The following is a 26,578-nucleotide window of genomic DNA, read 5'->3' as shown; positions in this document are numbered from 1 at the left end:
GGTTAACAAGGGGATGGGGGAGAAAGCGCCCCGCGTCAATGCCCAGATATGCCAGGCATTGCGCGAGGACGAGCCAGCATCAATCGCCGGTGAGAATCCGGTCGACCAGTTGTTTGACCGTCGGCACGAAGCCGTTGGAATAGAACGGATCGGTGCCGAAATTATAGGCGGCATGGCCCGCGAACATCAGGTTCTTGTCGACATCCTCGCCGTGCGCGATGTTCTGCAGTGCCTTCTGGATGCAGAAGCTGCGCGGGTCGGCCAGATAGCCGGTCGAGAAATTGTCGTGGTCCTTCCAGGCGGAAAACCCGCAATGGGACAGGCAGCCCATGCAATCGGCCTGATCCTTGCGGATTTCGGCGCGCTCGTCGGGCGTGCAGAACACCAGGGTATTGTCGGGCGTCTTGAGCGCGGTGGTAAAGCCCTGCGCGTCCCAGCGGCGCGCGCGCTGCAGATCTTCCGGCGTGACCCAGAAATTCTTGCCCTTCACCCCGACATCAAGCTGCGCGGTGTGTTCGCCTGCGGTTTCGGTCGAGAACGGGATCTGCCGCTCTGAGCGGGCCTCCAGGCTGCGCAGGAACGGATTGCGCACCGCGCTGGAATAGAAGCCGGTCGGGCTGAACTTGTGCAGCAGCACGTCGCCGGGCTGAATCTTGGTCAGCTCGTCCTTCCAGCCCTGCGGGATCGGGCTTTCCTGCGTCAGCAGCGGACGGGTGCCGAACTGGAACGAGATGGCGCCCAGCTCGGGATTGTCGATCCAGTTTTCCCAGTCGCGCAGATACCAGACGCCGCCTGCCATCACGATCTGCACGTCTTCCGACACGCCTTCGGCGCGCATCGTTTCGCGCAGCGCCTTGACGCGGGGATAAGGGTCCTGCGGCACGCGCGGGTCCTCGGCGTTGGACAGGCCGTTGTGGCCGCCCGCCAGCCAGGGATCTTCATAGACCACCGCCGCCATCAGATCGGCATATTTGTGATAGGCGCGCTTCCACAGCGCACGGAAGGCGCGCGCCGAGCTGACGATCGGCAGATAGCTGACATTGTACTGGGCCGCGATCTCGGACAGCTTGTAGGGCATGCCCGCACCGCAGGTGACGCCTGCCACCATGCCGCGGGTCTGTTCCAGAATGCCGTGCAGGATCGGCTGCGCGCCGCCCATTTCCCACAGCACGTTGATGTTGATCGCGCCGTTGCCGCCCGCGATTTCATAGGCGCGGCGGACCTGCTCGACGCCGCCCGCAATCGCATAGCGGATCAGTTCCTCATGGCGTTCGCCGCGCGTGCGCCCATGATAGACCTGGGGGATGACGTTGCCGTCTTCGTCATAGCTGTCCGCGTTCACCGCCGACACCGTCCCGATGCCGCCCGCGGCCGCCCACGCGCCCGAACTGGCATGGTTGGTGGCCGAGACGCCCTTGCCGCCCTCGATCAGCGGCCAGACTTCGCGTCCGCCATAAACAATCGGCTTCAAACCCTTAAACACGTATTCGCTCCCACATTGGCGCAGCCGTATAAACATGCTGCGCAGCAAATGCCCAATAAAAACGCCCGGCTGGCGGGTGCGTTGCCTGAACCGGTCAGGGCTGGTCGCATCCCTTGATCTGGTCCACCGCAAGCGCGGGGCCCGCCGCCTCGAACCGCGCGAAATAGCCGGCAATCTCGGGCTTCTCGATAAACTCGACCAGTTTGTAGCCCACTGCCTCGAACTCGCAGAACAGCAGCTTGGGCGGAATGCCGTGCCGGTTGGTCGGCCGATCGACATCGACCACGATCACCTGCCCGCCCTTCTTGAGCGCGGGCCGCAGCCGCCAGATGAACGCATAGGGCTCGGTCACCTCGTGGTACATGTGCACCATGAAGATGCGGTCGAAACTCGCTTCGGGCAGACGCGGATCATCGGCATCGCCCGGCTTGATCGAGACATTGTCCAGTCGTTCGCGCTCGACGCGGGTGCCCAGCCGCTTGAGCGCTGCATCGTCGATATCCTGCGCCAGCACCCGGCCTTCCGCGCCGACGCGTTCGGCCAGGCGCACCGTGTAATAGCCATTGCCGGCGCCGATATCGGCCACCGTCATTCCGGGCGTGATGCCCGCCAGGTCCATCACCGTGGTCGCCTCGTTGCGGTCGTCGCGGGCTTCCTCGTTCGAGAACTCGTTGCTGACCACGCCAGCCACCGGCCTGTCGGCCCGCGGAAATGCGCGTGCGGTTTCCGGCCGGTCGCCCTGATCACCCGATGCCGGCTGGCAGGCAGCAAGCCATGCCGTTGCCAGCACCAGCCCCGCCCGCCGGCCGAACCGGTCAGTCGACATCTTCGACGTCCACCTTCTCGCCGGTGACCTTCTGCGACAATGCGGCCGCCATGAACGGATCGAGCGCGCCGTCGAGCACGTCGCCGGGCGCGGTCGAGGTGACCCCGGTGCGCAGGTCCTTGACCAGCTGATAGGGCTGCAGGACGTAGGACCGGATCTGGTGACCCCAGCCGATTTCGGTCTTCGCGGCATATTCGCCCGAAGCTTCGGCCTCGCGCTTCTGCAGTTCGGCCTCGTACAACCGCGCCTTCAGCATGTTCATCGCGGTCGCGCGGTTCTTGTGCTGCGAACGGTCGTTCTGGCTGGCGGCGATGATGCCGGTGGGAATATGCGTGATGCGCACCGCCGAATCGGTGGTGTTGACATGCTGGCCGCCCGCACCCGAGGCGCGATAGGTATCGATCTTGAGGTCGCTTTCCTTGACCTCGATCTCGATATTGTCGTCGATCACCGGATAGACCCAGACGCTGGAAAAGCTGGTGTGCCGCCGCGCCGAGCTGTCATACGGCGAAATCCGCACCAGCCGGTGCACGCCGCTTTCGGTCTTGGCAAAGCCATAGGCGTTCTCACCCTTGATCAGCAACGTGGCAGACTTGATACCCGCCTGTTCACCCGCGTGATAATCGACCAGTTCGACCTTGTAGCCGCGCCGTTCGGCCCAGCGCGAATACATGCGCTGCAGCATCTCGGCCCAGTCCTGACTCTCGGTGCCGCCGGCGCCGGCATGGACTTCGAGATAGGTGTCGTAGCTGTCAGCCTCGCCCGCGAGCAGCGCCTGCACCTTGTCACGCTCGGCCCGTTCGGCCAGCGCCTTCAGGCTCGCGAGCCCTTCGGTGATGGTCTCGTCATCGCCCTCGGCCTCGCCCAGTTCGACGAATTCGATGGCATCGGCCATCTCGGCGCCGATCTCGTTGACCGTGCCGATCGCCTGTTCCAACCTGCGCCGTTCGCGCATGACCTCTTCTGCGGCCTTGGGATCGTTCCACAGCGTCGGGTCCTCGACACGGGCGTTGAGCTCGTCGAGGCGACGCAGCGCGCGGTCCCAGTCCAGAAACTTGCGGACCAGTGCCAGCGCGGCGTTGATGGTATCGATATGGGCCTGCCCTTCGGCACGCATGGGTTCACTCCTGATAACTTGGTGCCGCGCTCTAGCCGATTGCCCGCCAATCGCAAAGCCCTGCACCGCAATGGCGATTGATCTTGGGCGGCAAGCGCCTAGATTGATAGCCATGCACGGCACCCCCGGCCCGGTCACCATCGATTTAAACATGCTGATGCGTGCCTATGCGATCGGCATTTTCCCGATGGCCGATGCTCGTGACGATGTCGATGTCTTCTGGGTCGAACCCGAAATGCGCGCCATCCTGCCGCTCGATGGCTTCCGCTTTGCCAAGTCCTTGAAGAAGGTGGTTCGCCAGGACCGGTTCACCGTCACCTGCAACCGCGCCTTTGCCCGCGTCATCGCGATGTGCGCCGAATCCGCCGATGGCCGCGAACAAACCTGGATCAACCGCACGATCGAGGCGAGCTTCATCGCGCTGCACCGCCAGGGCCGCGCGCACAGCATCGAATGCTGGCAGGGTGACGATCTGGTGGGCGGGCTCTATGGCGTCGAGATCGGCCGGGCCTTTTGCGGCGAGAGCATGTTCAGCCGCGCGACCGATGCCAGCAAGGTGGCGTTGGCCTGGCTGGTCGCGGCGATGCGCAAGGGTGGCCTCAGCCTGCTCGACTGCCAGTTCATCACCCCCCATCTGGCGTCGATGGGCGCGATCGAGCTGCCGCAGGGCGAGTATCTCAAGCTGCTGAACGAGGCGATCTGCGATTCGCCTTTTGCGCCGCCGCGGGCCCAGCGGCCCCACCCGGTGATGCCGGGGCTTTATTCGGTGTCGGTCGAAGGCGTGGTGGGCCCGGGAGCAGATTCGGGGCTGGTCGCAGGGTTTTCGGCATTGGCAGGGGGCGATGCCGTGGAGGCAGCGGATGGCGCGCCGCTTTCCTCTGCAACCGGGGCTTCCTCGCCAGGATATTCCATTGCGCAATTCTTGACCCAGACATCATAGATCGGGTGCTCGACGACGTTGAGCGACGGCGATTCCTTGAACACCCAGCCCGAGAACACCCGCTTCCACACCGGCTCGGACGAGCGCGTCTCGCGGTCCTGCACCAGCAGCTGAACGAAGGCACCGGTCTCGGGCACCGGCTCCCAGGGCGCCGTGCGCTCGCAGGCGGACAGGCGGATGATCGCATTGCCGATCCGCCGCGATTCGCCGGGTTTCATCTCGATATCGCGCGTTTCGCCGTTGCGCTTGTTCAGGAAGGAAATGGTGGCGACACGTTGGGCCATCGGCGTGGCATCGCCCTCGGCCAGTTGCATCGGCGGTGGGGCGGCAGCGCGCGTGGCAGCGCGCTTGGGCGTTTCGCGCTTGGCAGAGGGCAACAGGCGGTCGCCATATTGCAACCCGCCATAGACGCCCGCCCCGAAGAGCGCAGCGACAACAAGGATGATGGCGATGATTCGCCCGCGCGTCACGCCTCGGGCGTCCACGCTTCATAATCGCCGGTGGCAGCAGCGCGGACGCCGCCGCGTTCCAGCGAGCCAGCCGGACGATAGGCACCGGTGGTGCCGGTCAGGTTGGGAACATAGTCCTTTTCCCAGATCCGCGGCGGCGGCAGGTGGCTCTCGGGAATCGCATCATAGCTGTTGTGCAGCCAGCCATGCCATTCGGACGGCACGCGGCTCGCATCGTTGGCGCCGTTGTAGAGCACCCAGCGGCGTTCCTTCTGGCCCTTCTTGGGCTTGGAGCGGAAATAGGTATTGCCCTGGTGGTCTTCGCCGACCTTTTCGCCGTTCAGCGCGCTGAACAGATGCGTACCGACGGTCGCGCCGTCCCACCAGGTGAAGATTTTTGCCAATAGTCCCATGCGAGCCCGCTTAATGCCTGCCAGCGGAAAGGGGAAGATGGTTTTGCACCCAAACGTCCACGGTCTGTGCGATTGCTTGCGCGAAAAAGTGAAGCGGGACGGCAGCGCCATCCCGCTTCGATCCTCAGGTGCGACCCGTGGGGATAAGGGTCGCCGGGGTGTCGCCACCCCGGCAATAGGGTTCAGCCAGCCAGCGCCATCTGCTTGTCGGAGACAAGCCGGTGCATCGCCTTCTGCAGCTTTTCGAAGGCGCGCACCTCGATCTGGCGCACGCGCTCGCGGCTGACGTTATAGACCTGGCTCAGTTCCTCGAGCGTCTTGGGGTCATCGACCAGACGACGCTCGTTGAGAATGTGACGCTCGCGCTCGTTCAGCGACTGCAGCGCCTCACCAAGCAGCGCATGGCGCATTTCGGCCTCCTGCGCATCGGCCACGGCGACATCCTGCAGCGGCGTATCGTCGGTCAGCCAGTCCATCCACTGACCGTCGCCATCCTCGCGCATCGAGACGTTGAGCGACGCATCGCCCCCCATCGCCATGCGGCGGTTCATGTTGACGACCTCGGTCTCGGACACGCCCAGCTTGGTGGCTATGGTCTTCACGTCATCGGGATGGAGATCGCCATCCTCGAAGGCGCGCAGGTTGTTCTTCATCCGGCGCAGGTTGAAGAACAGCTTCTTCTGCGCCGCGGTGGTGCCCATCTTCACGAGGCTCCAGCTGCGCAGGATGTATTCCTGGATCGACGCCTTGATCCACCACATCGCATAGGTCGCGAGGCGGAAGCCGCGGTCGGGCTCGAATTTCTTCACGCCCTGCATCAGGCCGATATTGCCTTCGGAGATCAGCTCGCTGACGGGAAGGCCATAGCCGCGGTAGCCCATCGCGATCTTCGCGACGAGACGCAGGTGCGAGGTGACGAGCTGCGCAGCGGCTTCAGGATCCTGATGTTCCTGATAGCGTTTGGCGAGCATGTATTCCTGCTCGGGTTTCAGCAGCGGATATTTACGGATTTCGGTGAGGTAACGGTTCAGGCTCGCCTCGCCGCCAAGGGCGGGGATGGTTGCCGGGACACTTCTGGTCGCGCTCATTTTTTCCCTTTCTGCCAATCCGTTATGCAGGCCTCGAAGGAGCGCCCGTCATGGGGATCGCATTTCGACTTGCAACCTAAACACGCAATCTATCCAAAAGTTCCGCCATGTCGGCCGGAATCGGACTAAAAAAGTCGCATTCAGATCCAGTCACCGGATGTATAAAGCCCAGCCGCTGTGCGTGCAATGCCTGACGGCGGAAATCCGCCGCTTTCAACAGATCGCGCAACGCCTTGGGCGGGCGCGAATACAACGGATCGCCAAGCAGCGCATGGCCGATGCTGGCCATGTGGACGCGCACCTGGTGCGTCCGCCCGGTCTCCAGCCGGCACTCGATCCGCGTGGCCCCGGAGAGCTTCTCCTCGCTGGTAAAGTGGGTGACGGCATGCTTGCCGCGCCCTTCCGTCACCAGCGCCATCTTCTTGCGATCGTGATCGCTGCGGCCGATATTGCCGCGCACGGTGCCGTTTGCAGGACTGGGCCGCCCCTGGACGATCGCGACATAGCGCCGGTTGATCGAGTGTTCGGCAAACTGCGCCGCCAGCCCCAGGTGCGCGGCATCGGTCTTGGCGACCACCAGCAGCCCCGATGTATCCTTGTCGATCCGGTGGACGATGCCGGGCCGCGCCACACCGCCGATGCCCGAAAGCTGGCCTGCGCAATGGTGCAGCAGCGCATTGACCAAAGTGCCATCGGCATGACCTGCGGCCGGATGCACGACCAGCCCGGCTGGCTTGTCCACCACCAGCAGGTCGCTGTCCTCATAGACAATCTCGAGCGCGATATCCTGCGCCTCGGTGTCGAGCGCCCGCGCTTCCGGAATGGCGATCGCATAGGCCATGCCGGGCACGAGCTTGACCGAAGGGCGGGTCTGCGGCTTGCCGTCCAGCATCACCGCCCCGGCGCGGATCAGCGCCTTGATCCGTTCGCGCGACAGTGCAGGCTCGACCACGGCGAGGCCCGCATCCAGCCGCTGGCCCGCGACGGCGTCGGGGATTGTTCCGGTGACACTGGATTGCGCTGGATTCATCGCTATCCTCTGGCCGATGCCGGTCCTGCTTTCAAGCGCGCTCCACGCCCAGCTGCTTGCGCACGCCGCAGCGACGCATCCGGTCGAATGCTGCGGCCTGCTGCTGGGCAGCGACGGGGCGATCGAGACGGTCCAGGCCTGCCCCAATGTGGCAGACGATCCTGCGACCGGTTTCGAGATCGACCCAGCCACCCTGATCGCGGCGGAACGCGCGATGCGCCAGGGCGGCAAGCGGCTGATCGGCCATTATCATTCGCATCCCAATGGCCGCAGCGCGCCATCGCCGCGCGATGCTGCCAGCGCGGCTGCCGACGGGCGGCTTTGGCTGATCATTGCGGGCGGCGAGATCACGGCCTGGCGGGCGGTCTCCGGCGGCGCGCTGCATGGCGCGTTCGATCCGGTTGCGCTGCGCCTGTCGGACGGATAACAGCCACCATCCGCCATAGCCACGGCTTTGCGCCGCATTAAAGCTTGAACCTGTGCGGCCTTTTCGCCACATCGGCGCAAGCCGGCCTTTGCGCCGCTCTGCACGACCACATTCTTCCTTACGCCACAAAGGCCAGCCCCCGCTTATGCCCAGTTCCACGGACCTGTCAGAAATCGAACTCGCCAGCCTGCTCTGCTCGCGCCTGTGCCATGATCTGCTGAGCCCGATTGGCGCAATGAACAACGGCCTGGAGCTGCTGGCCGACGAGACCGATCCGGAAATGCGCGCGCGCTGCATCGAACTTCTCTCCGACAGCGCCCGGGCCTCGGCCAGCAAGCTCAAGTTCTTCCGTCTCGCCTTTGGCGCTGCCGGCGGCTTTGGCGACAAGGTCGACGTCAACGAACCGCGCCAGCTGATCGAGGGCCTGGTGGCGGACAAGCCGCGCATCGAACTGCAGTGGCACGTCCCCACCGCGATGCTCGCAAAGCCTGCGGTCAAGGTGCTGCTCAACCTGGCGCTGATCGGCCTGGATGGCCTAGTGCGCGGCGGCCAGTTGATCATCGCGGCCGAGGAACAGGGCGGAACCTGCGAGATCGCGGTCAATGCCACCGGCCCCAAGGTGGTGATCGACGAGGCGCTGGCCGCCACGCTGCAGGGCATGATCGGCAGCGGACCGCTGAGTCCGCGCACGGCGCCGGCCTATATGATCGAACGGATCACGCGCGCCAATGGCGGCACCATCCAGCTGGCAGCGACCCCCGAATCGCTCATCATCGGCGCCACGCTCAGCGTCTGATCACGCAGAACTTTGACCGCTCTCCTGCGAGCGGCGCAACGTGATCTTAACCATATCCGGCGCACACCGTCTCCCAGCGCTTGCGGACGGTGACGATGGACGACCTGGTACAGGAATTTATTGCGGAGACCCGGGAAACGCTGGACGCGTTGGCCAGCGAGCTTGTGCTGTGGGAACAGAACCCGCAGGACAGCGAGCGGTTGGCGAGCATCTTCCGCTTCGTCCACACGGTGAAAGGCAGCTGCGGGTTTCTCAACCTGCCGCGCTTCGAGCGCCTGAGCCATGCTGCCGAAGATGTGCTGGCGCAGGTGCGTGACGGCAGGCGCGAGGCTTCCGCGCCGCTGGTCGATGCCGTGCTGGCCGTGATCGACCGGATCGGCGAACTGATCGTCGTCATGGAAACCGGCGATGCCTTGCCCGACGGAACCGATGCCGACCTGATCGCCGCGTTGAGGCTGCGGGACGACAAGCCGGATGCCCCTGATGCCACCGCCACGCCGGTGAGCGAGGATGCCAGAAGCCATGCGCGTCGGCAGGCGGCGATCCGATCGATCCGGGTACCGCTTGATCTGATCGATCATCTGATGAACGGCGTGTCCGACATGGTGCTGGCGCGCAACGAGGTCGCCCGGTGCCTGCGCGACGAGCAGAACGGCGCGACTTTGGAAAACGCGTTCGAGCGGCTTTCCGCGTGCATCGCGGACATGCGCGATGCCATCGGCCAGACGCGGATGCAGCGTATCGAGCGCATCTTCTCTCCGCTGCCGCGGCTGGTGCGCGATCTGTGTGCTGACCTTGGCAAGCAGGTCGATCTGCGCACCTCGGGCAACAATGTCGAGCTCGATCGCGAGATGATCGAGATGATCCGCGACCCGCTCACCCATATCATCCGCAACGCCATCGACCATGGTATCGAAACGCCCGCCGCACGCCTGAAGCTGGGCAAGCCTCAGATGGGCCGCCTCAGCATTTCCGCCCGCCAGTCGGGCAACCAGATCCTGATCGAGATCGCCGATGACGGCCAGGGCATCGACACCGACAAGCTGGTCTCGCGCGCGCTGACCTCCAAGGCGCGCAGCACGGCCGAGATCAACGCGCTGAGCGAGCGGGCGCGGCTGGAACTGATCTTCGCACCCGGGCTGAGCACCGCCGACGAGGTGACCGCCATCTCCGGCCGCGGCGTCGGCATGGATGTGGTGCGGTCGAACATCGAGCGCATTGGTGGATCGATCGACCTCGAGAACAATCCCGGCAAGGGTCTGCGCGTTATCCTGCGCGTGCCGCTGACGCTGACCATCATCCCGTGCCTGACGGTTCGCGCCGGTGGCCAGGAGTTCGCGATGCCGCGATCGGCGATCCGCGAGATCCTGTTCGACACCAACAGCCAGGTCCGCATCCAGCAGGTCGGCGGTTGCGATCTGGCCCATATTCGCGGCGAATGCCTGCCCTATGTCGCGCTGGAAACGCTGCTGGGGCTGGCGATGGAGCCGAACCCCGCCGCCAGCTATCGCACCATCATCACGGTCAACGCTGCATCGGACCTGCGCTATGCGCTGGCGGTGGAAGCGGTGATCGATCATGAAGAACTGGTCGTGCGCCCCGGCGCCCCGGTCATCATGGCCGACGGCCTGTATGCCGGAACCACCCTGCCGGACAACGGGCGGCCGATGCTGCTGCTCGATCCCCTGGGCCTCGCCCATCGCGCCCGCTTGAACGAAATGGTCCGCCTGGACGAGCCGATGGCTGGCGACGGGCAGACAGCGGCGGTCGCCGAGCGCAGTTCGGCGCTGCTGTTCCGCGAGGCGAGCGGCGATCTGCGCCTGATCGCGCTAACCGCGGTCGAGCGCGTGGAAGACGTCGCGACCCAGCGGCTTGCGGTGGCTGGCGGCCAGGTGCGGCTGAGCATCGACGGCGAAAGCCGCCCGGTGATCGGCCTCAACGCTGTTCCGGCCGACGAATTCGTCAAGCTGCTGCACCTCACCGATGGACGCCTGCAGGTGCTCTATGCGGTGGAGGACGTGATCGACATCGTGCGGCTGCCTGCCAAAGTCGAGCCGGTTGCCCAGCCCGGGCTGGTCGGCGGCATCGCATTGGTCGATGACATGCAGCTCGAGGTGCTCGATGCGCATTGGCTGTTCAGTACGCTGGCCGGCGTGCCGCCCGAATCGGAACGTCCCGCGTGCCGCCTGATCGGCCAGGACGATGCCTGGACGCGCAATATCCTGGCGCCTCTGGTCGCTGCCGCTGGCTATCGGCCGATCCTGGTCGATGGCGATTTCGACGACGACGGGGAGGCTGCCATCTGCATCATCGTGGGTGACGGTGCTCCCGCTCCGGCCAGCCTGCGCGGACAGATCATCCGGCTGAGCGATTCGATCGGTAGCGCCAACGCCGACAGCAACACGATCTACCGCTACGATCGTGCGGCATTGCTCGGCCGCCTGATCGCCGGCCAGCAAAGGCACGTCGCATGAAGGATCTCTATCTGATCGCCGTGATTGCAGGCGAAAGCGTGGCGCTGCCCACCAACCAGATCGACAGTGTCGTCAAGGTCCGCGAATCGGTCCCGGTGCCATCGGCCGCGCCGTTCATCTCCGGGCTGTTCGCATTGCGCAGCCGCGTGCTGACGCTGATCGACTGCCAGTATTTCGTGACCGGAGAGCCGGTCGATCTGGTTCCCGGCCAGCCCGCGATCGTGGTCAATATCGGCGGCTGTTCCTATGGCCTGCTGGTCGACGAGGTGCTGGACGTGATCCAGATCCGGTCGCAGGCGATCCCGCTGCCGGGTCAGCTCCCCGCCGGATGGAGCGAGATCGGCCATGCCCTGCTGCAGGTGAACGACGACACCTATCTGCTGATCGATCCCGAATATCTGGTCAATCCCGCCACCCGGCGCGCCGCCTGAAAAGCCCCATGATGGATCGGTTGGCCGCAAAGGCCGCGCCGTTAAGCTGCTGATTACCAATGGGCCATAAGATCGGCCCGTGGCAACCATGCCGCAGGGAGGCCGCTTCAATGAAAACGTGTCTGGTTGTCGACGACAGCAAGGTGATCCGCAAGGTTGCGCGGCACATCCTTGAAACGCTTGATTTTTCCGTCTCCGAAGCTGCCGATGGCAGCGAGGCGCTGGACCAGTGCGGCCGTGCCATGCCCGATGTCGTCCTGCTCGACTGGAACATGCCGGTCATGGGCGGAATGGAATTCCTTTGCGCGCTGCGCCAGATCGAGGGCGGCACCGTTCCCAAGGTCGTTTTCTGCACCACCGAAAATGGACGCGGCCATATCCAGGCGGCGATCGAGGCGGGTGCCGACGAATATGTGATGAAGCCGTTCGACCGCGAAACGCTGCACAGCAAATTGCAGATTGTCGGCTGCGCCTGACCATCAGCGGCGGGAGGATCAAGAGAGCATGACAGGGTCGAGGCAAGTCGCCGTCGCCCGGCCAGGCCCGCAGGGGACTGAAGCCTTTGGCGCGGCCAGCCGGGTGCTGATTGTCGACGACAGCCTTGTCGCGCGCTCCATCATCCAGCGGATCGTCGAAAACCTGCCCGGCTTCGAAATCGCTGCCAGCATGGCGTCCGCCGCAGCAGCGCTGGCCTATCTTGCCGACCATCCCGTCGACATCATCGTCCTCGACATCGAAATGCCCGACCGCAGCGGTCTCGACGCGCTGCCCGACCTGCTGGCCGCCAGTGGCCATGCCCGCGTCCTGGTGCTCTCGTCGCATTGCGGCGATGGGGCGCCTGTCCAGATCAAGGCGCTGGCTCTGGGGGCCAGCGATACGCTGGCCAAGCCCGACCGCCAGTTCTACCCGCAGGATTTCGTCACCGCCTTCCATGCCCGCCTGCGGCTGCTGGCCGAGGCCCGCCAGACGCGCCGCGAGCCGGTGCCGGTGGTGCTGGCCCGCCCTGCCCGCGCACCCTGCCCCTTGCGCTGCATCGCGATCGGGTCCTCCACCGGCGGCATTCCTGCGATCCATGAACTGCTGACCGCGCTCGACCCGCGCATATCGGCGCCGATCCTGATCACGCAGCACCTGCCTACCGAGTTCATGCCGCATTTCGCCCGGCACATCGACGATCTGGGCCTGCGCCCTGCCCGGCTGGCGACGCATGGCGGGGCGCTCGAGCGCGGGCATATCTATTGCGCGCCCGGCGATGCGCATCTGGGGCTGGAATGCCGCGATGGCACGGTCCGCATGGCGCTGCTGCGCGACTGGCCGAACACCGTCTACAAGCCTTCGGTCGACCCGATGCTCGACGCCGTTGCCCGATGCTTCGGCGCCAGCGGTGCGGGCATCATGCTCAGCGGCATGGGCAGCGACGGCATCACCGGCGCCCACAGCCTCGCGGCACAAGGCGCCCCCATTTACGTTCAGGACATGCAGTCCAGCACCATCTGGGGGATGCCCGGCGCGGTCGCCCGCGCGGGGCTGGCCAGCGTAATCCTGCCCCCTGCCGGCATTGCCCGGTTCATGGCCGATTGCTGGCTGGAGGACGCATGATCCATTCCCAACCTGCTGCCAGCGCCACCCGCATTCTGGCGGGACTGCTGGAAACCCGGACCGGCCAGCAGATTGCGCCGAGCCGTTATTGGCGCATCCAGACCGCGCTGGCGCCGCTGCTCAAGCAATATGCCATACCCGATCTCGATGCGCTGGTGGCTGTGCTGTCCGATCCGGACAATGAGCCGCTGCTACAGGAATCGCTCGAGGCGATGCTCAACAACGAGAGCTTCTTCTTCCGCGACACCGCGCTGTTTGCGACCCTGCGATCGGAGGCATTTCCGATGCTGCGCGAGCGACGCGCCCAGCGCAAGACGCTGCGCGTCTGGTGCGCAGGCTCGTCCACGGGACAGGAAGCCTATTCGATCGCCATGCTGTTCGATACGGAACGCGAGAAATGGGCCGGCTGGTCGATCGAGATCGTCGGCACCGACATTTCGACGTCCGTGGTCGAGCGGGCCAGGGCCGGGCGCTACAGCCAGTTCGAAATCCAGCGCGGCCTTTCGGTCGACTATATGCTGCGCTATTTTGCGCAGGACGGCGAAGACTGGGTGATCGACCCCGCCATCCAGAAGATGGTCCGGTTCGAGCAGGAGAACATCCTGAAGCCGCGCAGCGACCTCGGCAGGTTCGACATTGTGCTATGCCGCAACGTGCTGATGTATTTCGGCCCCGAGACCCGCGCGATTGCCTATGCCAAGCTGGAACGTTCGCTGGAGGATGACGGCCTGCTGATGCTGGGTGCCGCCGAATCCGTGCTGGGCCAGACCGATCAGTTCTCCGCCACGCGCGAGATGCGGGGGCTTTACTGCAAGGCCGTGCCGGGCCGCACCGGACTTTCGGCGCTGCCCGCACCCTTTGCCTGATCATTTTGACCAGCCATCTGTTCGCAGACGCAGCAAATAGCTGTTCTGTAGCAGCATTTGCCGTATGTCCGCGGGCATGCAGCCTGATTCGTCCTTGACCGACGTGCCCGAACGGGGCTTTGGCCGTCTCGACTGGGCGGTCGCCGTGGCGATGATGCTGCTCTGGGGCTTCAATATCATCGCGATGAAATCCGCGGTCGACAGCGCCGGCGCGCTGCCTGCGGCGTTTCTGCGGCAGGCGATCGTCGCACTCGTCTGCCTGCCGTTCCTGCGTATCGTGCCGGGCCGCATGCGGCTGATTGCCGTGCTCGGGGTCCTGAGCGGCGGCTTGTTCTATGTCGCGGTCGGCGTTTCGCTCAAGGTCAGCACCAATATCAGCGCACTTGCCATTGCCGGTCAGTTGGGCGTTCCCTTCTCGCTGATTCTCGCGGTCATCTTCCTCAAGGAAAAAATTGGCATTCCGCGCTTGATCGGCATTATCCTGGCGCTGTTCGGGGTCGTGCTGCTGGTGTTCGATCCCAAGGTTGCAGGCGAACTGCCCGCCATCGCCATCTCTGCCTGCGGATCGCTGATCTGGGCGATTGCAACGCTGATCCAGCGAAATCTTGGGGGCATCGGCGTGCTCAACATCAGCGGCTGGCTGGGGCTGATCGGATCGCTGGTGATCCTGCCCTTTGCGCTGCTGCTGGAGCCCAATGGCATGGCGATGCTGCCGGATCTCAGCATGGAAACCTATGCCTGGACGATCTACGCCGCATTGGGGTCCAGCATCGGCGGCCATGGCGCGATGGTGTGGCTGCTGCAGCGGCACAGCGTCTCCACCGTCAGCCCGCTCACCATTCCGACCCCGGTCATCTCGGTCGCCTTTGCCACCTGGTGGTTCGGCACGCCGCTGACCCCGCTGATGATTGCAGGTGGATTGATCGCGTTGCTCGGCGTCTCTATCGTGGCGATCCGCAACGCGCAGCGCTCGCGGATGCTGGCCGAGGCACGGCTGATGAAGGAGGGGACAAGATCTTGACGGAAGGAACTGGATCTTGATCGACACCCCGTCGCCGAATTTCGACGAACGCACCCTGCCGATCACCATGCTGGTGCTGCATTATACCGGCATGCAGGACGCGCCTTCCGCGATCGACTGGCTGGCCAACCCCGCCTCCAAGGTCTCTGCACATTATGTCGTGACCGAAGACGGCCAGATCATCCGCATGGTCGACGAGGCCAACCGCGCCTGGCATGCGGGCCGTGCGCACTGGCGCGGCATCAAGGACGTCAACAGCGCGAGCATCGGCATCGAGATCGTCAATCCCGGCCATGAATTCGGCTATCGCCCCTTTCCCGACGAGCAGATGTCGGCGCTGATCCCGCTGGTAGCCGACATTGTCGAGCGGCACGGCATTCCGCGCGCCAATGTCGTGGGCCACAGCGATGTCGCGCCCGCGCGCAAGCAGGACCCGGGCGAGCTGTTCGACTGGCAGAGGCTGGCGCGCGTGCGGCTGGCGCTGCCAATACCCGACGGACGGCTGGTCGACCCCTATTGGAGCGACGGCGCGTTCCTGCTGGCACTCGAACGCTTCGGCTATGACATTTCCGATGGCCGCGCCGCCACCACCGCTTTCCAGCGGCGCTGGCGCCCCGGCACGATTACCGGCGAGATCGATGGCGAATGCCGCGCGATCCTGTTCTCGCTGCTGCTCGACCGCGACGCTGGCCGTTACCGCTGATTGCGCTCACCGCATTTCGCCGCTAGGGCCTCGGCTGCCAGAGGGTCGGGCAGCCGCGGGTCAGCAATGACGCGAGGAAAGTCCGGGCTCCACGAAACAGGGATGCCGGGTAACGCCCGGCGGGGGCGACCCCAGGGACAGTGCAACAGAAAGCAGGTTGCCCACGGCTTCGGCCCGGTAACATTGAAAGGGTGCGGTAAGAGCGCACCGCGCGGCCCGCAAGGGTTCGCGGCATGGTAAACCCCATCCGGAGCAAGACCGAATAGGGGCGGATTTGGCGATACGGCTGTTGCTTGCAACGGCGCGTCCCAGGGGAGTTTCGGCCCCTTGCCGCCCGGGTTGGTTGCTTGAGCGGTGCAGCAATGCCCCGCCTAGAGGAATGGCTGCCCATGGCGGGAAACCGTCAGGACAGAACCCGGCTTACAGACCCTCTGGCAATTTTTGCGAATGATGGCGCGATGCGGCGCGCATCCCGGGCGACCCTCAGAGCGAGGCGAGCACCAGCTTCGACGGCACCGAATAATCGATGGCGGCGGGCGACTGTTCCAGTTCCTCAAGATCGCACTGCGCGAAATCCTGCGCCGCATCGCCGCCGGCATAGGCCTGCGAACCCAGCACGAACGTCGCCATCATGGCGATCGAGAGCATGGCGGAGAACATCAGCTGGCGGCTCATTACGACAAATCCCTGAAACGTCTTGATATGCAATCTATGCTGCAGACGCGAGATGGATAGCCGCGGAATGCTTTCAAGACCCTTAGCGTTCGACAAACGACATGGGGGAGCGATGAAGGACCCGTACCGGCCAGGTCCCGGATGCCAGGCCGCGATGTTCACGGGCGGGCGGAAACCACGACCCCTTCCGCGCTTCGCTTCACCACCAGGGGGCTAGCCGTAAGCCCTCACGGTAGCTAAATGCCACCCATGGCAGGCAGACGATCCACCGACTGGGGCTTTCCCCGCTGGCGAGGCTATGGGTCTTCGCGCGAGGCGCAGGCGGTGCGGATCTGTGATCGGCATGGCTGCAACGAGGCAGGCAACTGTCCCGCGCCCAAATCGCCCAACAGCCCGGATCGCTGGTATTTCTGCGAGAAGCACGCCGCCGAATACAACCAGGGCTGGGACTATTTTGCCGGGCTCGACAAGGAAGAGGCTGCGGCGCGCGCCGCCGAGGAAAAGCGCGATACATCGGGCTATCGCGAATCGGTGTTCAACGAATGGGCTGGTTCGGGCGACGGCAGCCGCTCGCGCGACGAGATGCGCGCGCTCGATGTGCTGGAATGCAACGCACACAGCGAGTTCGACGAGATCAAGAAGGCCTATCGCCGCCTCGCAAAGGCCAACCATCCCGATACCAACCAGAACGACAAGGACGCCGCCCAGAGGTTCCAGGCGATCCAGGCGGCTTATGCGGTGCTGCGCAGCGCCGAGGAAAGAAAGACTTGGAAAGGCGTGTAATCGCCTCTCCCGGCCCCTATCTGCTCCCCATGAAAACCGAAATCCGCGCCAACTGGTCGCATGCCATTCTCGTGTGCAAGAAATGCCAGAAGCGGGCCAAGGCCAGCTTCGGCCCCGAAGGTGATCCCTCGCTCGCCAAGGCGCTCAAGCGGCGACTGCCTGCCGGCAAGGGCCGCAAGGCCCGGCTGGGAGTGATCGAGGTGCCGTGCGTCGACATCTGCCCCAAGAAGGGCGTGGTACTGATCGATACCCGCCACCCGGACAGCTGGCGCATCGTGCGCGGCGATGCCGATATCGATCGGCTGGCCGAAGACCTCGTCACCTGATCTGACGCACAGCAAAAGGGCCCCTTCCGTTGCCGGAAGAGGCCCTTCGCATTGGGCAGGGTAGGTGCCTGATGAGTGCAGGTCAGGCCTTAGCGGCAGCTGACCCGGCTGCGATCGATCGCACGGCCAGCGGCTGCACCGCCGAGGCCACCGACAACCGCACCGAGCGTCTTGTCGCCGCGACCTGCGATCTCGTTGCCGAGCAGCGCGCCGACGCCAGCGCCAACCAGAAGGCCGGTGGTACCGTTGCTGCGCTTGCAGCGATAGCGGCCATCGTCACCGCGCCAGTAGCGGCCTTCGTAGCGTGCCTGACGACGGGCGTCGCGGCGGCCTTCACGATAGGCACGGCGTTCGCCGCGGTCGAACTGCGCGACGTCCTGCGAATAGAAGTTGGTCGAAACGGGAAGGGCCGCCGGGGCCGAGGGGGCCGGGTTCAGAAAAGCAGCGGCGCTGGCAAGGGCAAGGGTCAACATGATGGTATCTCCACTAATTGCTCCGGGCGTTTGGCCCGGCTCAATGCTAACAACATTCATCCCCGCCCCCGGTTTCATGAACAGAGTACAACGATGCCGAATCCGCCCCTTATGGGGTCCAGCCGAGCCTGGCGCGCGATGAACCGTGAAATCGCTTGCAACCGGAAGCTGTCTTATCCATATAAGACACATGCTGAACATTCTTTCCATCCTCATCGGGATCGTCGCGCTGCTGCTCGCCATCCCCGCCTTCATCCCGCTGCTGGGCGCGCTCAACTGGCTGATCGTTCCGATCGCGCTGGTGGGCGTGCTGCTGGGCTTTCTGTCGAGCAGCAACACAGGCCGCAATTTGTGCCTGGTGGTGCTGGTGGTCTGCATTATTCGGCTATCGCTGGGCGGCGGCATCCTTTAACCGGCCGCGATGAGCGGTGAGACACAGCGACTGAAGGGCCTGCCCGAAGCGGTGGGCGCCTATACCATCTGGGGCTTCATGCCGCTGTTCTTCAAACAGTTGCAGGGCATATCCCCGGCGGAAATCGTCGCGCACCGCGTGATGTGGTCGGTGCTGCTGGTGCTGGCGATCCTGTGGGCCCGCAAGAGCCTCGGCGAATTCCGGACCGCGATCACCGATCCGCGCACCCGGCGCTTCATGCTCGCCAGCACGACATTGATCGCCGCCAACTGGCTGATCTACATCTGGGCGATTACCAACCAGCATATCCTCGCGGGCAGCCTGGGCTATTACATCAACCCGCTGGTCAATGTCGCGCTGGGCGTGGTCTTCTTCAGCGAGCGGATGAACCGGACACAGTTGATCGCGATCGCGCTGGCGGCAGCCGGCGTGCTGGTGCTGGCCAGCGAGTCGCTGGCCTCGATCTGGATCAGCCTGTCGCTGGCGCTGTCATTCGGGCTGTACGGCATGGTCCGCAAGATGGCCCCGGTCGGCTCCTTGCCCGGTCTTGCCTGCGAAACCGCGCTGATGCTGCCCGTTGCGATGGGCTATGCGATCTGGGCGGCGCTGTACGACCCGACACCGGGCTTCGGCCATTCAGGCTATACCGATGCATTCCTGGTCGCCGGCGGCGTGATGACCACGGTCCCGTTGCTGCTGTTTGCCAGCGCGGCGCGCAAGATGCCGCTGTCGACCCTGGGGTTCATCCAGTTCATTGGCCCCACCATCCAGTTCGTGCTGGGCGTTTTCGTATATGACGAGCCCTTTACCCGCGCCCATGCGATCTGCTTCGCGCTGATCTGGAGCGCCGTGGTGGTCTTCTGCCTGGATGGGGTGCGGCGATCAAGGGCAGCGCGGCTGGCGCAGCGGACGGCCTGATACCGGGCCCCGCGTCTTCGCGCGCGCACAAGGCCGCTGCCGCGCAGGCGATACACAGCAAAACGGCACCCCCGCCTGCGCAAGGGTGCCGCCTAAAGAGTGATCCGAAAAGCCTCAGCCCGCCGAAACGAGACCCTTTTCCTGCATCAGCGTCTGAAGCTCACCGGCTTCGAACATTTCCATCATGATGTCCGATCCGCCGATGAATTCGCCCTTCACATAGAGCTGCGGAATGGTCGGCCAGTCGGAGAATTCCTTGATGCCCTGGCGGATTTCCATGTCCTGCAGGACATCGATGCTCTCGTAATCGACGCCCAGATGGTCGAGAATGGCGATCGCCTTGCTCGAAAATCCGCACTGCGGGAACAGCGGCGTGCCCTTCATGAACAGCAGGACGTCATTGGCTTTGACGATTTCGGCGATGCGCGCGTGTGCGGTGTCGGTCATGGGTTCAGCTCCGTGAATATGCAGATCATGCCAATTAGCTGGGAAGCGCCGTGGTCAGTTGCAAGGCGTGCAGTTCTCCGCCCATCCTGCCGCCCAGTGCGGCATAGACGGCGCGCTGCCGGGCAACGCGCGACAGCGAGCGGAAACTTTCCGCCACGACATGCGCCGCATAATGGTCGCCATCGCCCGCCAGATCGGTGATCGTGACCTCGGCATCGGGAATGCCCGCCTTGATCAACGCCTCGATATCGGCGGCATGCATCGGCATGGCTCAGTTCGCCTCTTCGATATATTGGCGGCGCGCTTCGGCCATCTTGGCTTCCAGCGCGGTTCGAACACCCAATTCGTCGATATCGACACCGGCGGAGACCAGATCGCCCAGCAGTTTGCGGATGACGTCTTCATCGCCCGCTTCCTCGAAATCGGCCTGAACGACCGACTTGGCATAGGCTTCGGTTTCTTCGGGGGTCAGCCCCATCTGCTGTGCGGCCCAATGGCCGAGCAGGCGGTTGCGCCGCGCGGTGATGCGGAACTGAAGGTCTTCATCGGCTGCAAACTTGGCTTCGAACGCGCGTTCGCGATCAGTGAAACTGTTCATGTCGGCCCCTTGTTGGTCATGCAGGTCTGGCGTTAGCGCATAGGGGCAGTGCGCCCTAGCGGCAAGCGCCAAACCGCATGAATCCGTTGGTCACATCGTCACTACAAGCTTGCCGATTGCCTCGCGATTTTCAAGCCGGGCAATCGCCTGGGGCGCGTTTTCGAAGCTGAAGGTTTCCGAGATGCGCGGCGAAATCTTGCCCGCCGCCCACAGATCGAACAATTCGGCGATGTTGGCAGCGTTGCGCTGCGGCTCGCGGGCGGCGAAGGCGCCCCAGAACACGCCGCAGACATCGCAGCTCTTGAGCAAGGTCAGATTGAGCGGCAGCTTGGCAATCCCGGCGGGGAAGCCGACCACCAGAAAGCGCCCTTCCCAGGCCATCGCGCGCACCGCAGGCTCGCTGTAATCGCCGCCGACCGCGTCATAGACGATGTCTGCGCCATGGGGGCCGACCGCATCCTTGAACGCATTCGCCAGCGCCTTGGACTGATCCTTGTCGAACGGCTGGCGGGCATAGACCACCACCTCGTCCGCGCCCGATTCGCGCGCAGCCTTGGCCTTGTCCTCGCTCGACACTGCGGCCACGACGCGCGCGCCATAGGCCTTGCCGAGCTCAACGGCAGCAAGACCGACGCCGCCTGCCGCACCCAGCACCAGCAGGGTATCGCCGGGCTTGATGTGGCCGCGGTCCTTGAGCGCGTGGATCGAGGTGCCATAGGTCATTAGCAACGATGCGCCCTGCTCAAAGCTGAACTGTTCGGGCAGCTTGTACGCGCCTGCGGCGGCCACGACCTTCTTTTCGACCAGCCCGCCAAAGCCCGTGCCCGCGATCACCCGGTCGCCGACCGACCAGCCGGTGACGCCCTCGCCCACCGCCTCGACGGTTCCTGCGATTTCGCTGCCCGGCGCGAACGGGCGCTGGGGTTTCAGCTGATACATGTCCTTGATGATCAGTGCGTCGGGGAAGTTGATCGAACACGTCTTGACCGCCACCAGCAGCTCGCCGGGGCCGGCAACCGGGGTATCGACTTCGGTCATGGCCAGCGTATCGGGACCACCGGGCGCATTCGACAAAAGGGCTTTCATCAGGCTCTCTCCATTTTTTTGATTGGGTTTGTTCGCGCTCCCGACCTTGCGGGAGCAGGGCCATTCACGCCGCTGCGGGCACCAGCCAGGGCCGTTCTGCGCGCGCCTTGGCCTCATAGGCGCTGATCGCGTCGGCCTTGCCTAGAGTCAGGCCGATCTCGTCCAGCCCCTGCATCAGGCAGGTCTTGCGGAACGGGTCGATATCGAAGGTGAACCGGTCCTGGAACGGGGTGGTCACCGACTGGCTTTCCAGATCGATATGGATCGGATCGCTCGCCGCGACCTCCATCAACCGGTCGACGGCCTCTTGCGGCAGCACCACGGTCAGAATGCCGTTCTTGAAGGCATTACTGGCGAAAATGTCGGAAAAGCTGGGAGCGATCACCGCATGGATGCCCAGATCAGTGAGAGCCCAGGCCGCGTGCTCGCGGCTCGAGCCGCAGCCGAAATTGTCGCCAGCGATCAGGATCGGCGCGCCTGCGAATTCGGGATCGTCGAATACGTTGCCGGGCTCGGCCCGCACCGTTTCGAATGCGCCCTTGCCCAGGCCTTCGCGGCTGATCGTCTTCAGCCACTGCGCCGAGATGATGATATCGGTATCGACATTCTTGCGGCCAAAGGGGATGGCCCGTCCCTCGACACGCTCAATCGGTTGCATGGGGACCCTCGGTCGCTTCGGCACCCGGCTCTTCGGGCTTGGCAGGCGCATCCGCCTTGGGCTTGGCAAACTGCTTGCCGACATACAGCAGGGCGGCAGCGAGCGCTGCTGACCCCACCGCCGCGCCGGCCATCGCCTGGTTCGACCAGCCGCTCTTCTTGTCCTTGGTCACGTTCGTTACTCCGCCGCTTGGGGAAAGGCCGGCAACTTCTTGATATCAGCCGGCTCGTGCTGAATGATCACCTTTGCCTTGAGATTGTCGGCCAGTTTCTTGAACCGGTCAAGCGAAGCCAGCGTTTGCGCCCGGTCGAAATTGAAAGTCGGCACGCCATTGCTCGCGTAATTCTCTTTGAAATGCGCCAGATCGCCGGTCAGAAGCACCGGCCCCTTGGTCTTCAGCCGCACCAGCAGCCCGTTATGCCCGGGAGTGTGCCCCGGCAGGCGCAGCATGGTCACCGATCCATCGCCAAAGATGTCCTTGTCGTTCGCGACCGTTTCCACCTTGCTGCCACCCTTGATCCAGGGTTCGAACGGCTTGGGGTCTGCGCCATAGCTGGCGGGATCGGTGGTCACCACCTGCCAGTCGGGCTTGCCGACCAGCAAGGTTGCACCGGGAAATTCGCCCAGCTGACCGATATGGTCGAAATGATAATGGCTGACCCCGACATATTTGATCTGCGCCGGATCGACCTTGAGTTCTGCCAGCTGCTCCTTGATGGTGGCCGTCACCGTGGCATCCATCGCAGCCTTGGGGTCGAGCGGCTTGCCCTTCATCGCGGCGGGAAGCCCGGTATCCCACAGCAGATAGTCCGCTCCATGCTGGATCAGATAGCAGCTGCTGGCGAGCCGCTTCGACTGGCCGGTATAGGCCTTGGTGTCCGAAAAGGCATTGAGATCGTTGGCCGCGACCGACCCGCAATCGAGCCGCCAGAGCTTCACTTCGGCCTGCTGGGCTGCGGCGGGGCTGGCGAGCCCCAGGCCCGTGGCCATAGCGAGATAGGTCATCAACCGGCGCATCACGTTTCCCCTTCCATCCCGAACCTGGCCATCGGCTGCCATCGACACGGCGACGGCAACCGGCCTCATCCCATCACATCAATTCGCGCACATCGCTCAGCCGTCCGGTCACCGCGGCGGCGGCCGCCATCGCGGGCGACACCAGATGCGTGCGCGCACCGGGCCCCTGGCGGCCGACGAAATTGCGGTTGGAGGTCGAGGCGCAGCGTTCGCCTGCCGGCACCTTGTCCGGGTTCATGCCCAGGCACGCCGAGCAACCCGGCTCGCGCCATTCGAAGCCGGCTTCGATGAAGATGCGGTCGAGGCCCTCTTCTTCCGCCTGGCGTTTGACCAGGCCGGATCCCGGCACGACCAGAGCCGACTTGATGCCCGGGGCGTTGCGCCGCCCCTTGAGCACGGCGGCGGCGGCGCGCAGATCCTCGATGCGGCTGTTGGTGCAGCTGCCGATGAAGACATGCTCGACAGGAACCTGCGTCAGCGGCGTGCCCGCGGACAGGCCCATATAGTCGAGCGATTTCTGCGCGGCGGCGCGCTTGGAAGCATCGGCAAAGCTCTGAGGGTCCGGGATGCTGCCGGTGATCGGGACGACATCTTCCGGGCTGGTGCCCCAGGTGACCGAAGGCGCGACATCGGCGGCGTTGATCACGACGCTCTTGTCGAACACCGCGCCGTCATCGGTCCTGAGCGTGCGCCAATAGGCTACCGCTGCATCCCAGTCGGCCCCCTTGGGCGCCATCGGGCGGCCTTCGAGATAAGCGAAGGTCGCATCATCGGGCGCGATCAGACCGGCGCGCGCGCCTGCCTCGATCGACATGTTGGAAATGGTCAGCCGTCCCTCGATCGACATCTGTTCGAACACGCGGCCGCGATATTCGATGACATGGCCGGTGCCGCCAGCCGCGCCGATCTGGCCGATGATGTGCAGGATCAGGTCCTTGGGGCTGACGCCAGCAGGCAGATCACCCTCGACGCGGATCTCCATCGACTTCGACCGCTTGAGCTGCAGCGTCTGGGTTGCCAGCACATGCTCGACCTCCGAGGTGCCGATGCCGAAGGCAAGGGCTCCCAGCGCGCCGTGCGCGGCGGTGTGGCTGTCGCCGCACACCATCGTGCAGCCGGGCAGCGTAAAGCCCTGCTCGGGCCCGATGACATGGACGATGCCCTGACGAATGTCGGTCGCATCGATATAGGGCACGCCGAACGCGGGCGCGTTGCGCTCCAGCGCCTCGAGCTGCGCGCGGCTTTCAGGATCGGCGATCGGAATACGCTTGCCCGCAGCATCGACCCGCGCGGTGGTGGGCACGTTGTGATCGGGTACGGCGAGCGTCAGATCGGGCCGGCGTACCTTGCGGCCGGCGATGCGCAGGCCTTCGAACGCCTGCGGGCTGGTGACTTCGTGCACGAGATGCCGGTCGATGAAGATGATCGCGGTGCCATCGTCGCGCTGATCGACGACATGCGCATCCCAGATTTTCTCGTAGAGCGTTTTTGCCTGAGCCATCGCGCAAATTACCCCTTATGGACCGATCTTTGCAGGCCGATTGGCAGAAGCGGAAAGGCAAATCCAGCGCGGATTTGGTTGCCTTTGCAACCAGGACAATATGCCCTCTTCAATCGGCATGCGAATGCGCCTATTCTAAGACCATGCAAGCCCTCATCAATCTCGGCATCGTTGTCGCTTCGGTCGCGTTCATGGAATTCGTGGCGTGGTGGAGCCACAAATATGTGATGCACGGCTGGGGCTGGGACTGGCACCGCGACCATCACGAACCGCACAACAACACCTTCGAGAAGAACGACCTCTACGCCATCGTGGGATCGGCCATCTCGATCAGCCTGTTCATCATCGGTGCCTGGCTGTGGGAACCGGCGACCTGGATGGGCATCGGCGTGATGATCTATGGCGCGATCTACACGCTGATCCACGACGGGCTGGTGCATCAGCGCTATTTCCGCTGGGTGCCCAAGAGCGGTTACGCCAAGCGTCTGGTCCAGGCGCACAAGCTGCACCACGCGACCATCGGCAAGGAAGGCGGGGTGAGCTTCGGCTTCATCGTCGCCGAGGACCCGATCAAGTTGAAGCAGGAACTCAAGCGCCAGCGCGAGGCCGGGATCGCCGTCGTGCGTGATTCGGTCGGAGCGGCTTGAGCCCCGTTCTTGAACATTAGCTAAAGCCCTACCCCTCGATGGCGGAGAGATGGGAGGGGTCATCCTTGTTCGGCAGCCGACTGCGCGGGGCCTTCGACAGGCTCAGGCTGAGCGGAAGGTGCTGAATGGCTTGGACAAAAAGGCGAATTAGCACCCAAGCCCGCTCAGCCTGAGCCTGTTGCAGGCCTCGCTCCCGCCCTCACAGCATCGCCATATCGGTCGGCAAACCCAGCGACACGCGCCCGACAAGCTCATAGACGCTGCTCGCCGTCGCGATATGCTGCGTGGCGACATGCGCATCGCGGAAGCGGCGTTGCAGGTTGCTGGTCATGTAGACCGCGCTGCCGCCGCCAATGGTGAACGCGGTCTTGGCGACATCAGCTGCGGTTTCGGTCGCGAAGGTCGCGGCCAGACGCAGCAGCGCACGTTCATCGGCAGAAAGCTCGCCGCGCGTCGTCGCGCCGTCCCAGCATTTTTCCACGCTTTCGCGCAGATACGCTTCCGCCCCGCCCAGCTTTGCCTCGGCGCGCATCAGTTCGGTCTGCACCACGCCGCGTTCGGCGAGGCTGCGCTGTCCGCCCTGCGGCTTCTTGGCGCGGGCGAGCGCCCTGATCTCGTCCATCGCGCCCGCCGCATTGCCCAGCGCCACTGACGCCACGCCCAAGGCCAGCAGCCCGAAGATCGGGAACTGGTAGAGCGGCCCCTGCTCGACCGGCTTGTCGGCGATCAGCGAGACGCTGCGCTCCTTGGGCACCTTGATGTCCTTGACCGTGAAATCGCCCGAGCCGGTGCCTTTCATCCCCATCACATGCCAGGTATCGAGCAACTCGGCCTGATCGGCGGGGAACATCATCATCCGGTGATAGGGCGCACCGTTTTCGAAGCGCTGCAGTTCGCCGTCCTTGAAGATCATCGCCCCGCCCGACAACCAGTCGCAATTGGCGCTGCCCGATCCCCATTGCCAGCGGCCCGAGACGACATAATGATCACCCATGTCATCGGCGCGGCCCATCGGCGCGAACACGCCGCCGGTGATCGAATGTGGGTCGGAATAGATTTCCCTCGCGACATCGTGCGCGAGATAGGCGGCGTTGAGCGCGGTGGTCGATCCGATCATCGCGCACCAGCCCGCGCTCGCCTCTGCCCGGGCGATCGCGTGCAATACGCCCATCATGTCCATCGGCGACAGCTCGAGCCCCGCCAGGCTGCGTGGCCGAAGGATGTTGAACGCCCCGGCATTCGCCATCTGTTGCGCGATATCGGCAGGCAGCCGCCGCGCCGCCTCGATCTCGTCCGCCCGCGCGGCAATGCCGGGCAGCAAAATAGAAATGGCATGGCCAAGAGGCTGGATGCTTTCGAGTGGTTGCATGACGT

General features: G+C 64.4%; 32 protein-coding genes, 1 other RNA gene and 1 pseudogene. 16 read left to right on the top strand and 18 right to left on the bottom strand.

Going from position 1 to position 26,578, the window contains the following annotated elements:
- Positions 1 to 79: 79 nt before the first annotated feature.
- The 3 genes from LI72_RS11375 to prfB form a co-directional block, all read right to left on the bottom strand.
- Positions 80 to 1,483 carry an NAD(P)H-dependent flavin oxidoreductase gene (locus LI72_RS11375; protein ID WP_033926324.1) on the bottom strand — a complete coding sequence of 468 codons (1,404 nt, stop codon included), beginning with the start codon at positions 1,481 to 1,483 and terminating at the stop codon, positions 80 to 82.
- 94 nt (positions 1,484 to 1,577) lie between these two features.
- Positions 1,578 to 2,309, bottom strand: a complete 732-nt coding sequence (locus tag LI72_RS11370) for a class I SAM-dependent methyltransferase (RefSeq protein ID WP_052129744.1) — start codon at positions 2,307 to 2,309, stop codon at positions 1,578 to 1,580.
- Positions 2,299 to 3,426: a peptide chain release factor 2 gene (prfB, locus tag LI72_RS11365; protein ID WP_017672410.1), complete on the bottom strand. Its 1,128-nt coding sequence runs from the start codon at positions 3,424 to 3,426 to the stop codon at positions 2,299 to 2,301. Before prfB ends, LI72_RS11370 begins: the two co-directional genes overlap by 11 nt.
- A gap of 112 nt (positions 3,427 to 3,538) precedes the next feature.
- Between prfB and aat the strand changes: the two genes are divergently transcribed.
- Positions 3,539 to 4,366 carry a leucyl/phenylalanyl-tRNA--protein transferase gene (gene aat, locus LI72_RS11360; RefSeq protein WP_033925941.1) on the top strand — a complete coding sequence of 276 codons (828 nt, stop codon included), beginning with the start codon at positions 3,539 to 3,541 and terminating at the stop codon, positions 4,364 to 4,366.
- 35 nt (positions 4,367 to 4,401) lie between these two features.
- Here the strand turns inward: aat and LI72_RS20485 are convergent.
- The 4 genes and pseudogenes from LI72_RS20485 to LI72_RS11345 all read right to left on the bottom strand — a co-directional run.
- Positions 4,402 to 4,584 (bottom strand): annotated as a pseudogene (locus LI72_RS20485) (DUF2155 domain-containing protein); the annotation flags it as partial.
- A 248-nt stretch (positions 4,585 to 4,832) separates the two neighbouring features.
- On the bottom strand, positions 4,833 to 5,228 hold the full coding sequence (locus LI72_RS11355; protein WP_033925940.1) for an NADH:ubiquinone oxidoreductase subunit NDUFA12: 396 nt from the start codon (positions 5,226 to 5,228) through the stop codon (positions 4,833 to 4,835).
- Between the two features lie 182 nt (positions 5,229 to 5,410).
- Positions 5,411 to 6,316, bottom strand: a complete 906-nt coding sequence (gene rpoH, locus LI72_RS11350) for an RNA polymerase sigma factor RpoH (RefSeq protein ID WP_033925939.1) — start codon at positions 6,314 to 6,316, stop codon at positions 5,411 to 5,413.
- A gap of 76 nt (positions 6,317 to 6,392) precedes the next feature.
- Positions 6,393 to 7,346: an RluA family pseudouridine synthase gene (locus tag LI72_RS11345; RefSeq protein ID WP_033925938.1), complete on the bottom strand. Its 954-nt coding sequence runs from the start codon at positions 7,344 to 7,346 to the stop codon at positions 6,393 to 6,395.
- Positions 7,347 to 7,362: 16 nt separating this feature from the next.
- On the opposite strand from LI72_RS11345, the gene LI72_RS11340 reads away from it, so the two are divergent.
- The 10 genes from LI72_RS11340 to rnpB all read left to right on the top strand — a co-directional run bounded on the left by LI72_RS11340 (position 7,363) and on the right by rnpB (position 16,102).
- A complete protein-coding gene (locus LI72_RS11340; protein ID WP_033925937.1) occupies positions 7,363 to 7,773 on the top strand; it encodes a M67 family metallopeptidase in 411 nt (136 codons plus the stop codon).
- A 145-nt stretch (positions 7,774 to 7,918) separates the two neighbouring features.
- Positions 7,919 to 8,569, top strand: coding sequence for a histidine phosphotransferase family protein (locus LI72_RS11335; protein WP_033925936.1), 651 nt, complete (start codon positions 7,919 to 7,921; stop codon positions 8,567 to 8,569).
- 95 nt (positions 8,570 to 8,664) lie between these two features.
- A complete protein-coding gene (locus tag LI72_RS11330; protein ID WP_033925935.1) occupies positions 8,665 to 11,043 on the top strand; it encodes a chemotaxis protein CheA in 2,379 nt (792 codons plus the stop codon).
- Complete coding sequence (locus LI72_RS11325; RefSeq protein WP_033925934.1) at positions 11,040 to 11,474, top strand: chemotaxis protein CheW; 435 nt, start codon at positions 11,040 to 11,042, stop codon at positions 11,472 to 11,474. The genes LI72_RS11330 and LI72_RS11325 overlap by 4 nt, the downstream gene beginning before the upstream one ends.
- Positions 11,475 to 11,584: 110 nt before the next feature.
- A complete protein-coding gene (locus tag LI72_RS11320; protein ID WP_033925933.1) occupies positions 11,585 to 11,950 on the top strand; it encodes a response regulator in 366 nt (121 codons plus the stop codon).
- A gap of 28 nt (positions 11,951 to 11,978) precedes the next feature.
- On the top strand, positions 11,979 to 13,073 hold the full coding sequence (locus LI72_RS11315) for a chemotaxis protein CheB (protein ID WP_081984951.1): 1,095 nt from the start codon (positions 11,979 to 11,981) through the stop codon (positions 13,071 to 13,073).
- A complete protein-coding gene (locus LI72_RS11310) occupies positions 13,070 to 13,939 on the top strand; it encodes a CheR family methyltransferase (protein WP_033925931.1) in 870 nt (289 codons plus the stop codon). The genes LI72_RS11315 and LI72_RS11310 overlap by 4 nt, the downstream gene beginning before the upstream one ends.
- A gap of 103 nt (positions 13,940 to 14,042) precedes the next feature.
- The gene (locus tag LI72_RS11305; protein ID WP_231562474.1) at positions 14,043 to 14,960 is read left to right on the top strand and encodes a DMT family transporter; all 918 of its coding nucleotides are present in this window, start codon (positions 14,043 to 14,045) and stop codon (positions 14,958 to 14,960) included.
- Between the two features lie 67 nt (positions 14,961 to 15,027).
- Positions 15,028 to 15,663 (top strand): N-acetylmuramoyl-L-alanine amidase, encoded by a 636-nt coding sequence (locus tag LI72_RS11300; protein ID WP_231562473.1) that lies wholly within the window; start codon positions 15,028 to 15,030, stop codon positions 15,661 to 15,663.
- Positions 15,664 to 15,700: 37 nt separating this feature from the next.
- Positions 15,701 to 16,102, top strand: an RNA gene (rnpB, locus tag LI72_RS19105) — RNase P RNA component class A.
- A gap of 44 nt (positions 16,103 to 16,146) precedes the next feature.
- On the opposite strand, the gene LI72_RS11295 is transcribed toward rnpB, so the two are convergent.
- On the bottom strand, positions 16,147 to 16,338 hold the full coding sequence (locus LI72_RS11295; RefSeq protein WP_033925929.1) for a hypothetical protein: 192 nt from the start codon (positions 16,336 to 16,338) through the stop codon (positions 16,147 to 16,149).
- 249 nt (positions 16,339 to 16,587) lie between these two features.
- On the opposite strand from LI72_RS11295, the gene LI72_RS11290 reads away from it, so the two are divergent.
- Positions 16,588 to 17,121: a J domain-containing protein gene (locus LI72_RS11290; RefSeq protein WP_033925928.1), complete on the top strand. Its 534-nt coding sequence runs from the start codon at positions 16,588 to 16,590 to the stop codon at positions 17,119 to 17,121.
- A 29-nt stretch (positions 17,122 to 17,150) separates the two neighbouring features.
- Positions 17,151 to 17,447 carry a hypothetical protein gene (locus tag LI72_RS11285; RefSeq protein ID WP_033925927.1) on the top strand — a complete coding sequence of 99 codons (297 nt, stop codon included), beginning with the start codon at positions 17,151 to 17,153 and terminating at the stop codon, positions 17,445 to 17,447.
- A gap of 89 nt (positions 17,448 to 17,536) precedes the next feature.
- On the opposite strand, the gene LI72_RS11280 is transcribed toward LI72_RS11285, so the two are convergent.
- A complete protein-coding gene (locus LI72_RS11280; RefSeq protein ID WP_033925926.1) occupies positions 17,537 to 17,920 on the bottom strand; it encodes a glycine zipper 2TM domain-containing protein in 384 nt (127 codons plus the stop codon).
- A 190-nt stretch (positions 17,921 to 18,110) separates the two neighbouring features.
- Here LI72_RS11280 and LI72_RS11275 point away from each other — a divergent pair, with 190 nt between their 5' ends.
- Positions 18,111 to 18,332, top strand: coding sequence for a hypothetical protein (locus tag LI72_RS11275; protein ID WP_033925925.1), 222 nt, complete (start codon positions 18,111 to 18,113; stop codon positions 18,330 to 18,332).
- Between the two features lie 9 nt (positions 18,333 to 18,341).
- A complete protein-coding gene (rarD, locus tag LI72_RS11270; protein WP_052129742.1) occupies positions 18,342 to 19,250 on the top strand; it encodes an EamA family transporter RarD in 909 nt (302 codons plus the stop codon).
- A gap of 114 nt (positions 19,251 to 19,364) precedes the next feature.
- Here the strand turns inward: rarD and grxD are convergent, their stop codons facing one another.
- The 8 genes from grxD to leuC all read right to left on the bottom strand — a co-directional run bounded on the left by grxD (position 19,365) and on the right by leuC (position 24,557).
- The gene (gene grxD / locus LI72_RS11265) at positions 19,365 to 19,697 is read right to left on the bottom strand and encodes a Grx4 family monothiol glutaredoxin (protein ID WP_033925924.1); all 333 of its coding nucleotides are present in this window, start codon (positions 19,695 to 19,697) and stop codon (positions 19,365 to 19,367) included.
- Positions 19,698 to 19,731: 34 nt separating this feature from the next.
- Positions 19,732 to 19,965, bottom strand: coding sequence for a BolA family protein (locus tag LI72_RS11260; RefSeq protein ID WP_033925923.1), 234 nt, complete (start codon positions 19,963 to 19,965; stop codon positions 19,732 to 19,734).
- Positions 19,966 to 19,968: 3 nt separating this feature from the next.
- Positions 19,969 to 20,295 (bottom strand): DUF1476 domain-containing protein, encoded by a 327-nt coding sequence (locus LI72_RS11255; protein ID WP_033925922.1) that lies wholly within the window; start codon positions 20,293 to 20,295, stop codon positions 19,969 to 19,971.
- A 90-nt stretch (positions 20,296 to 20,385) separates the two neighbouring features.
- Positions 20,386 to 21,381 (bottom strand): NADPH:quinone oxidoreductase family protein, encoded by a 996-nt coding sequence (locus LI72_RS11250; RefSeq protein ID WP_033925921.1) that lies wholly within the window; start codon positions 21,379 to 21,381, stop codon positions 20,386 to 20,388.
- A 64-nt stretch (positions 21,382 to 21,445) separates the two neighbouring features.
- The gene (leuD, locus tag LI72_RS11245) at positions 21,446 to 22,039 is read right to left on the bottom strand and encodes a 3-isopropylmalate dehydratase small subunit (RefSeq protein ID WP_033925920.1); all 594 of its coding nucleotides are present in this window, start codon (positions 22,037 to 22,039) and stop codon (positions 21,446 to 21,448) included.
- Positions 22,026 to 22,211 (bottom strand): hypothetical protein, encoded by a 186-nt coding sequence (locus tag LI72_RS11240; RefSeq protein WP_033925919.1) that lies wholly within the window; start codon positions 22,209 to 22,211, stop codon positions 22,026 to 22,028. The genes leuD and LI72_RS11240 overlap by 14 nt, the downstream gene beginning before the upstream one ends.
- A 5-nt stretch (positions 22,212 to 22,216) precedes the next feature.
- Positions 22,217 to 23,056: an N-acyl homoserine lactonase family protein gene (locus LI72_RS11235; protein ID WP_033926320.1), complete on the bottom strand. Its 840-nt coding sequence runs from the start codon at positions 23,054 to 23,056 to the stop codon at positions 22,217 to 22,219.
- Between the two features lie 73 nt (positions 23,057 to 23,129).
- The gene (gene leuC, locus LI72_RS11230; RefSeq protein WP_033925918.1) at positions 23,130 to 24,557 is read right to left on the bottom strand and encodes a 3-isopropylmalate dehydratase large subunit; all 1,428 of its coding nucleotides are present in this window, start codon (positions 24,555 to 24,557) and stop codon (positions 23,130 to 23,132) included.
- Between the two features lie 143 nt (positions 24,558 to 24,700).
- Between leuC and LI72_RS11225 the strand changes: the two genes are divergently transcribed.
- Positions 24,701 to 25,204: a sterol desaturase family protein gene (locus LI72_RS11225; protein WP_033925917.1), complete on the top strand. Its 504-nt coding sequence runs from the start codon at positions 24,701 to 24,703 to the stop codon at positions 25,202 to 25,204.
- 199 nt (positions 25,205 to 25,403) lie between these two features.
- Here the strand turns inward: LI72_RS11225 and LI72_RS11220 are convergent, their stop codons facing one another.
- Positions 25,404 to 26,573 carry an acyl-CoA dehydrogenase family protein gene (locus tag LI72_RS11220; protein ID WP_033925916.1) on the bottom strand — a complete coding sequence of 390 codons (1,170 nt, stop codon included), beginning with the start codon at positions 26,571 to 26,573 and terminating at the stop codon, positions 25,404 to 25,406.
- Positions 26,574 to 26,578: the final 5 nt, after the last annotated feature.

The sequence above is a fragment of the Sphingomonas sp. 35-24ZXX genome, from assembly GCF_000786215.1.
GTDB lineage: Bacteria > Pseudomonadota > Alphaproteobacteria > Sphingomonadales > Sphingomonadaceae > Blastomonas.
Note: the sequence above shows the minus strand (reverse complement) of the source record. Positions and strands in the feature narration are given on the sequence as shown.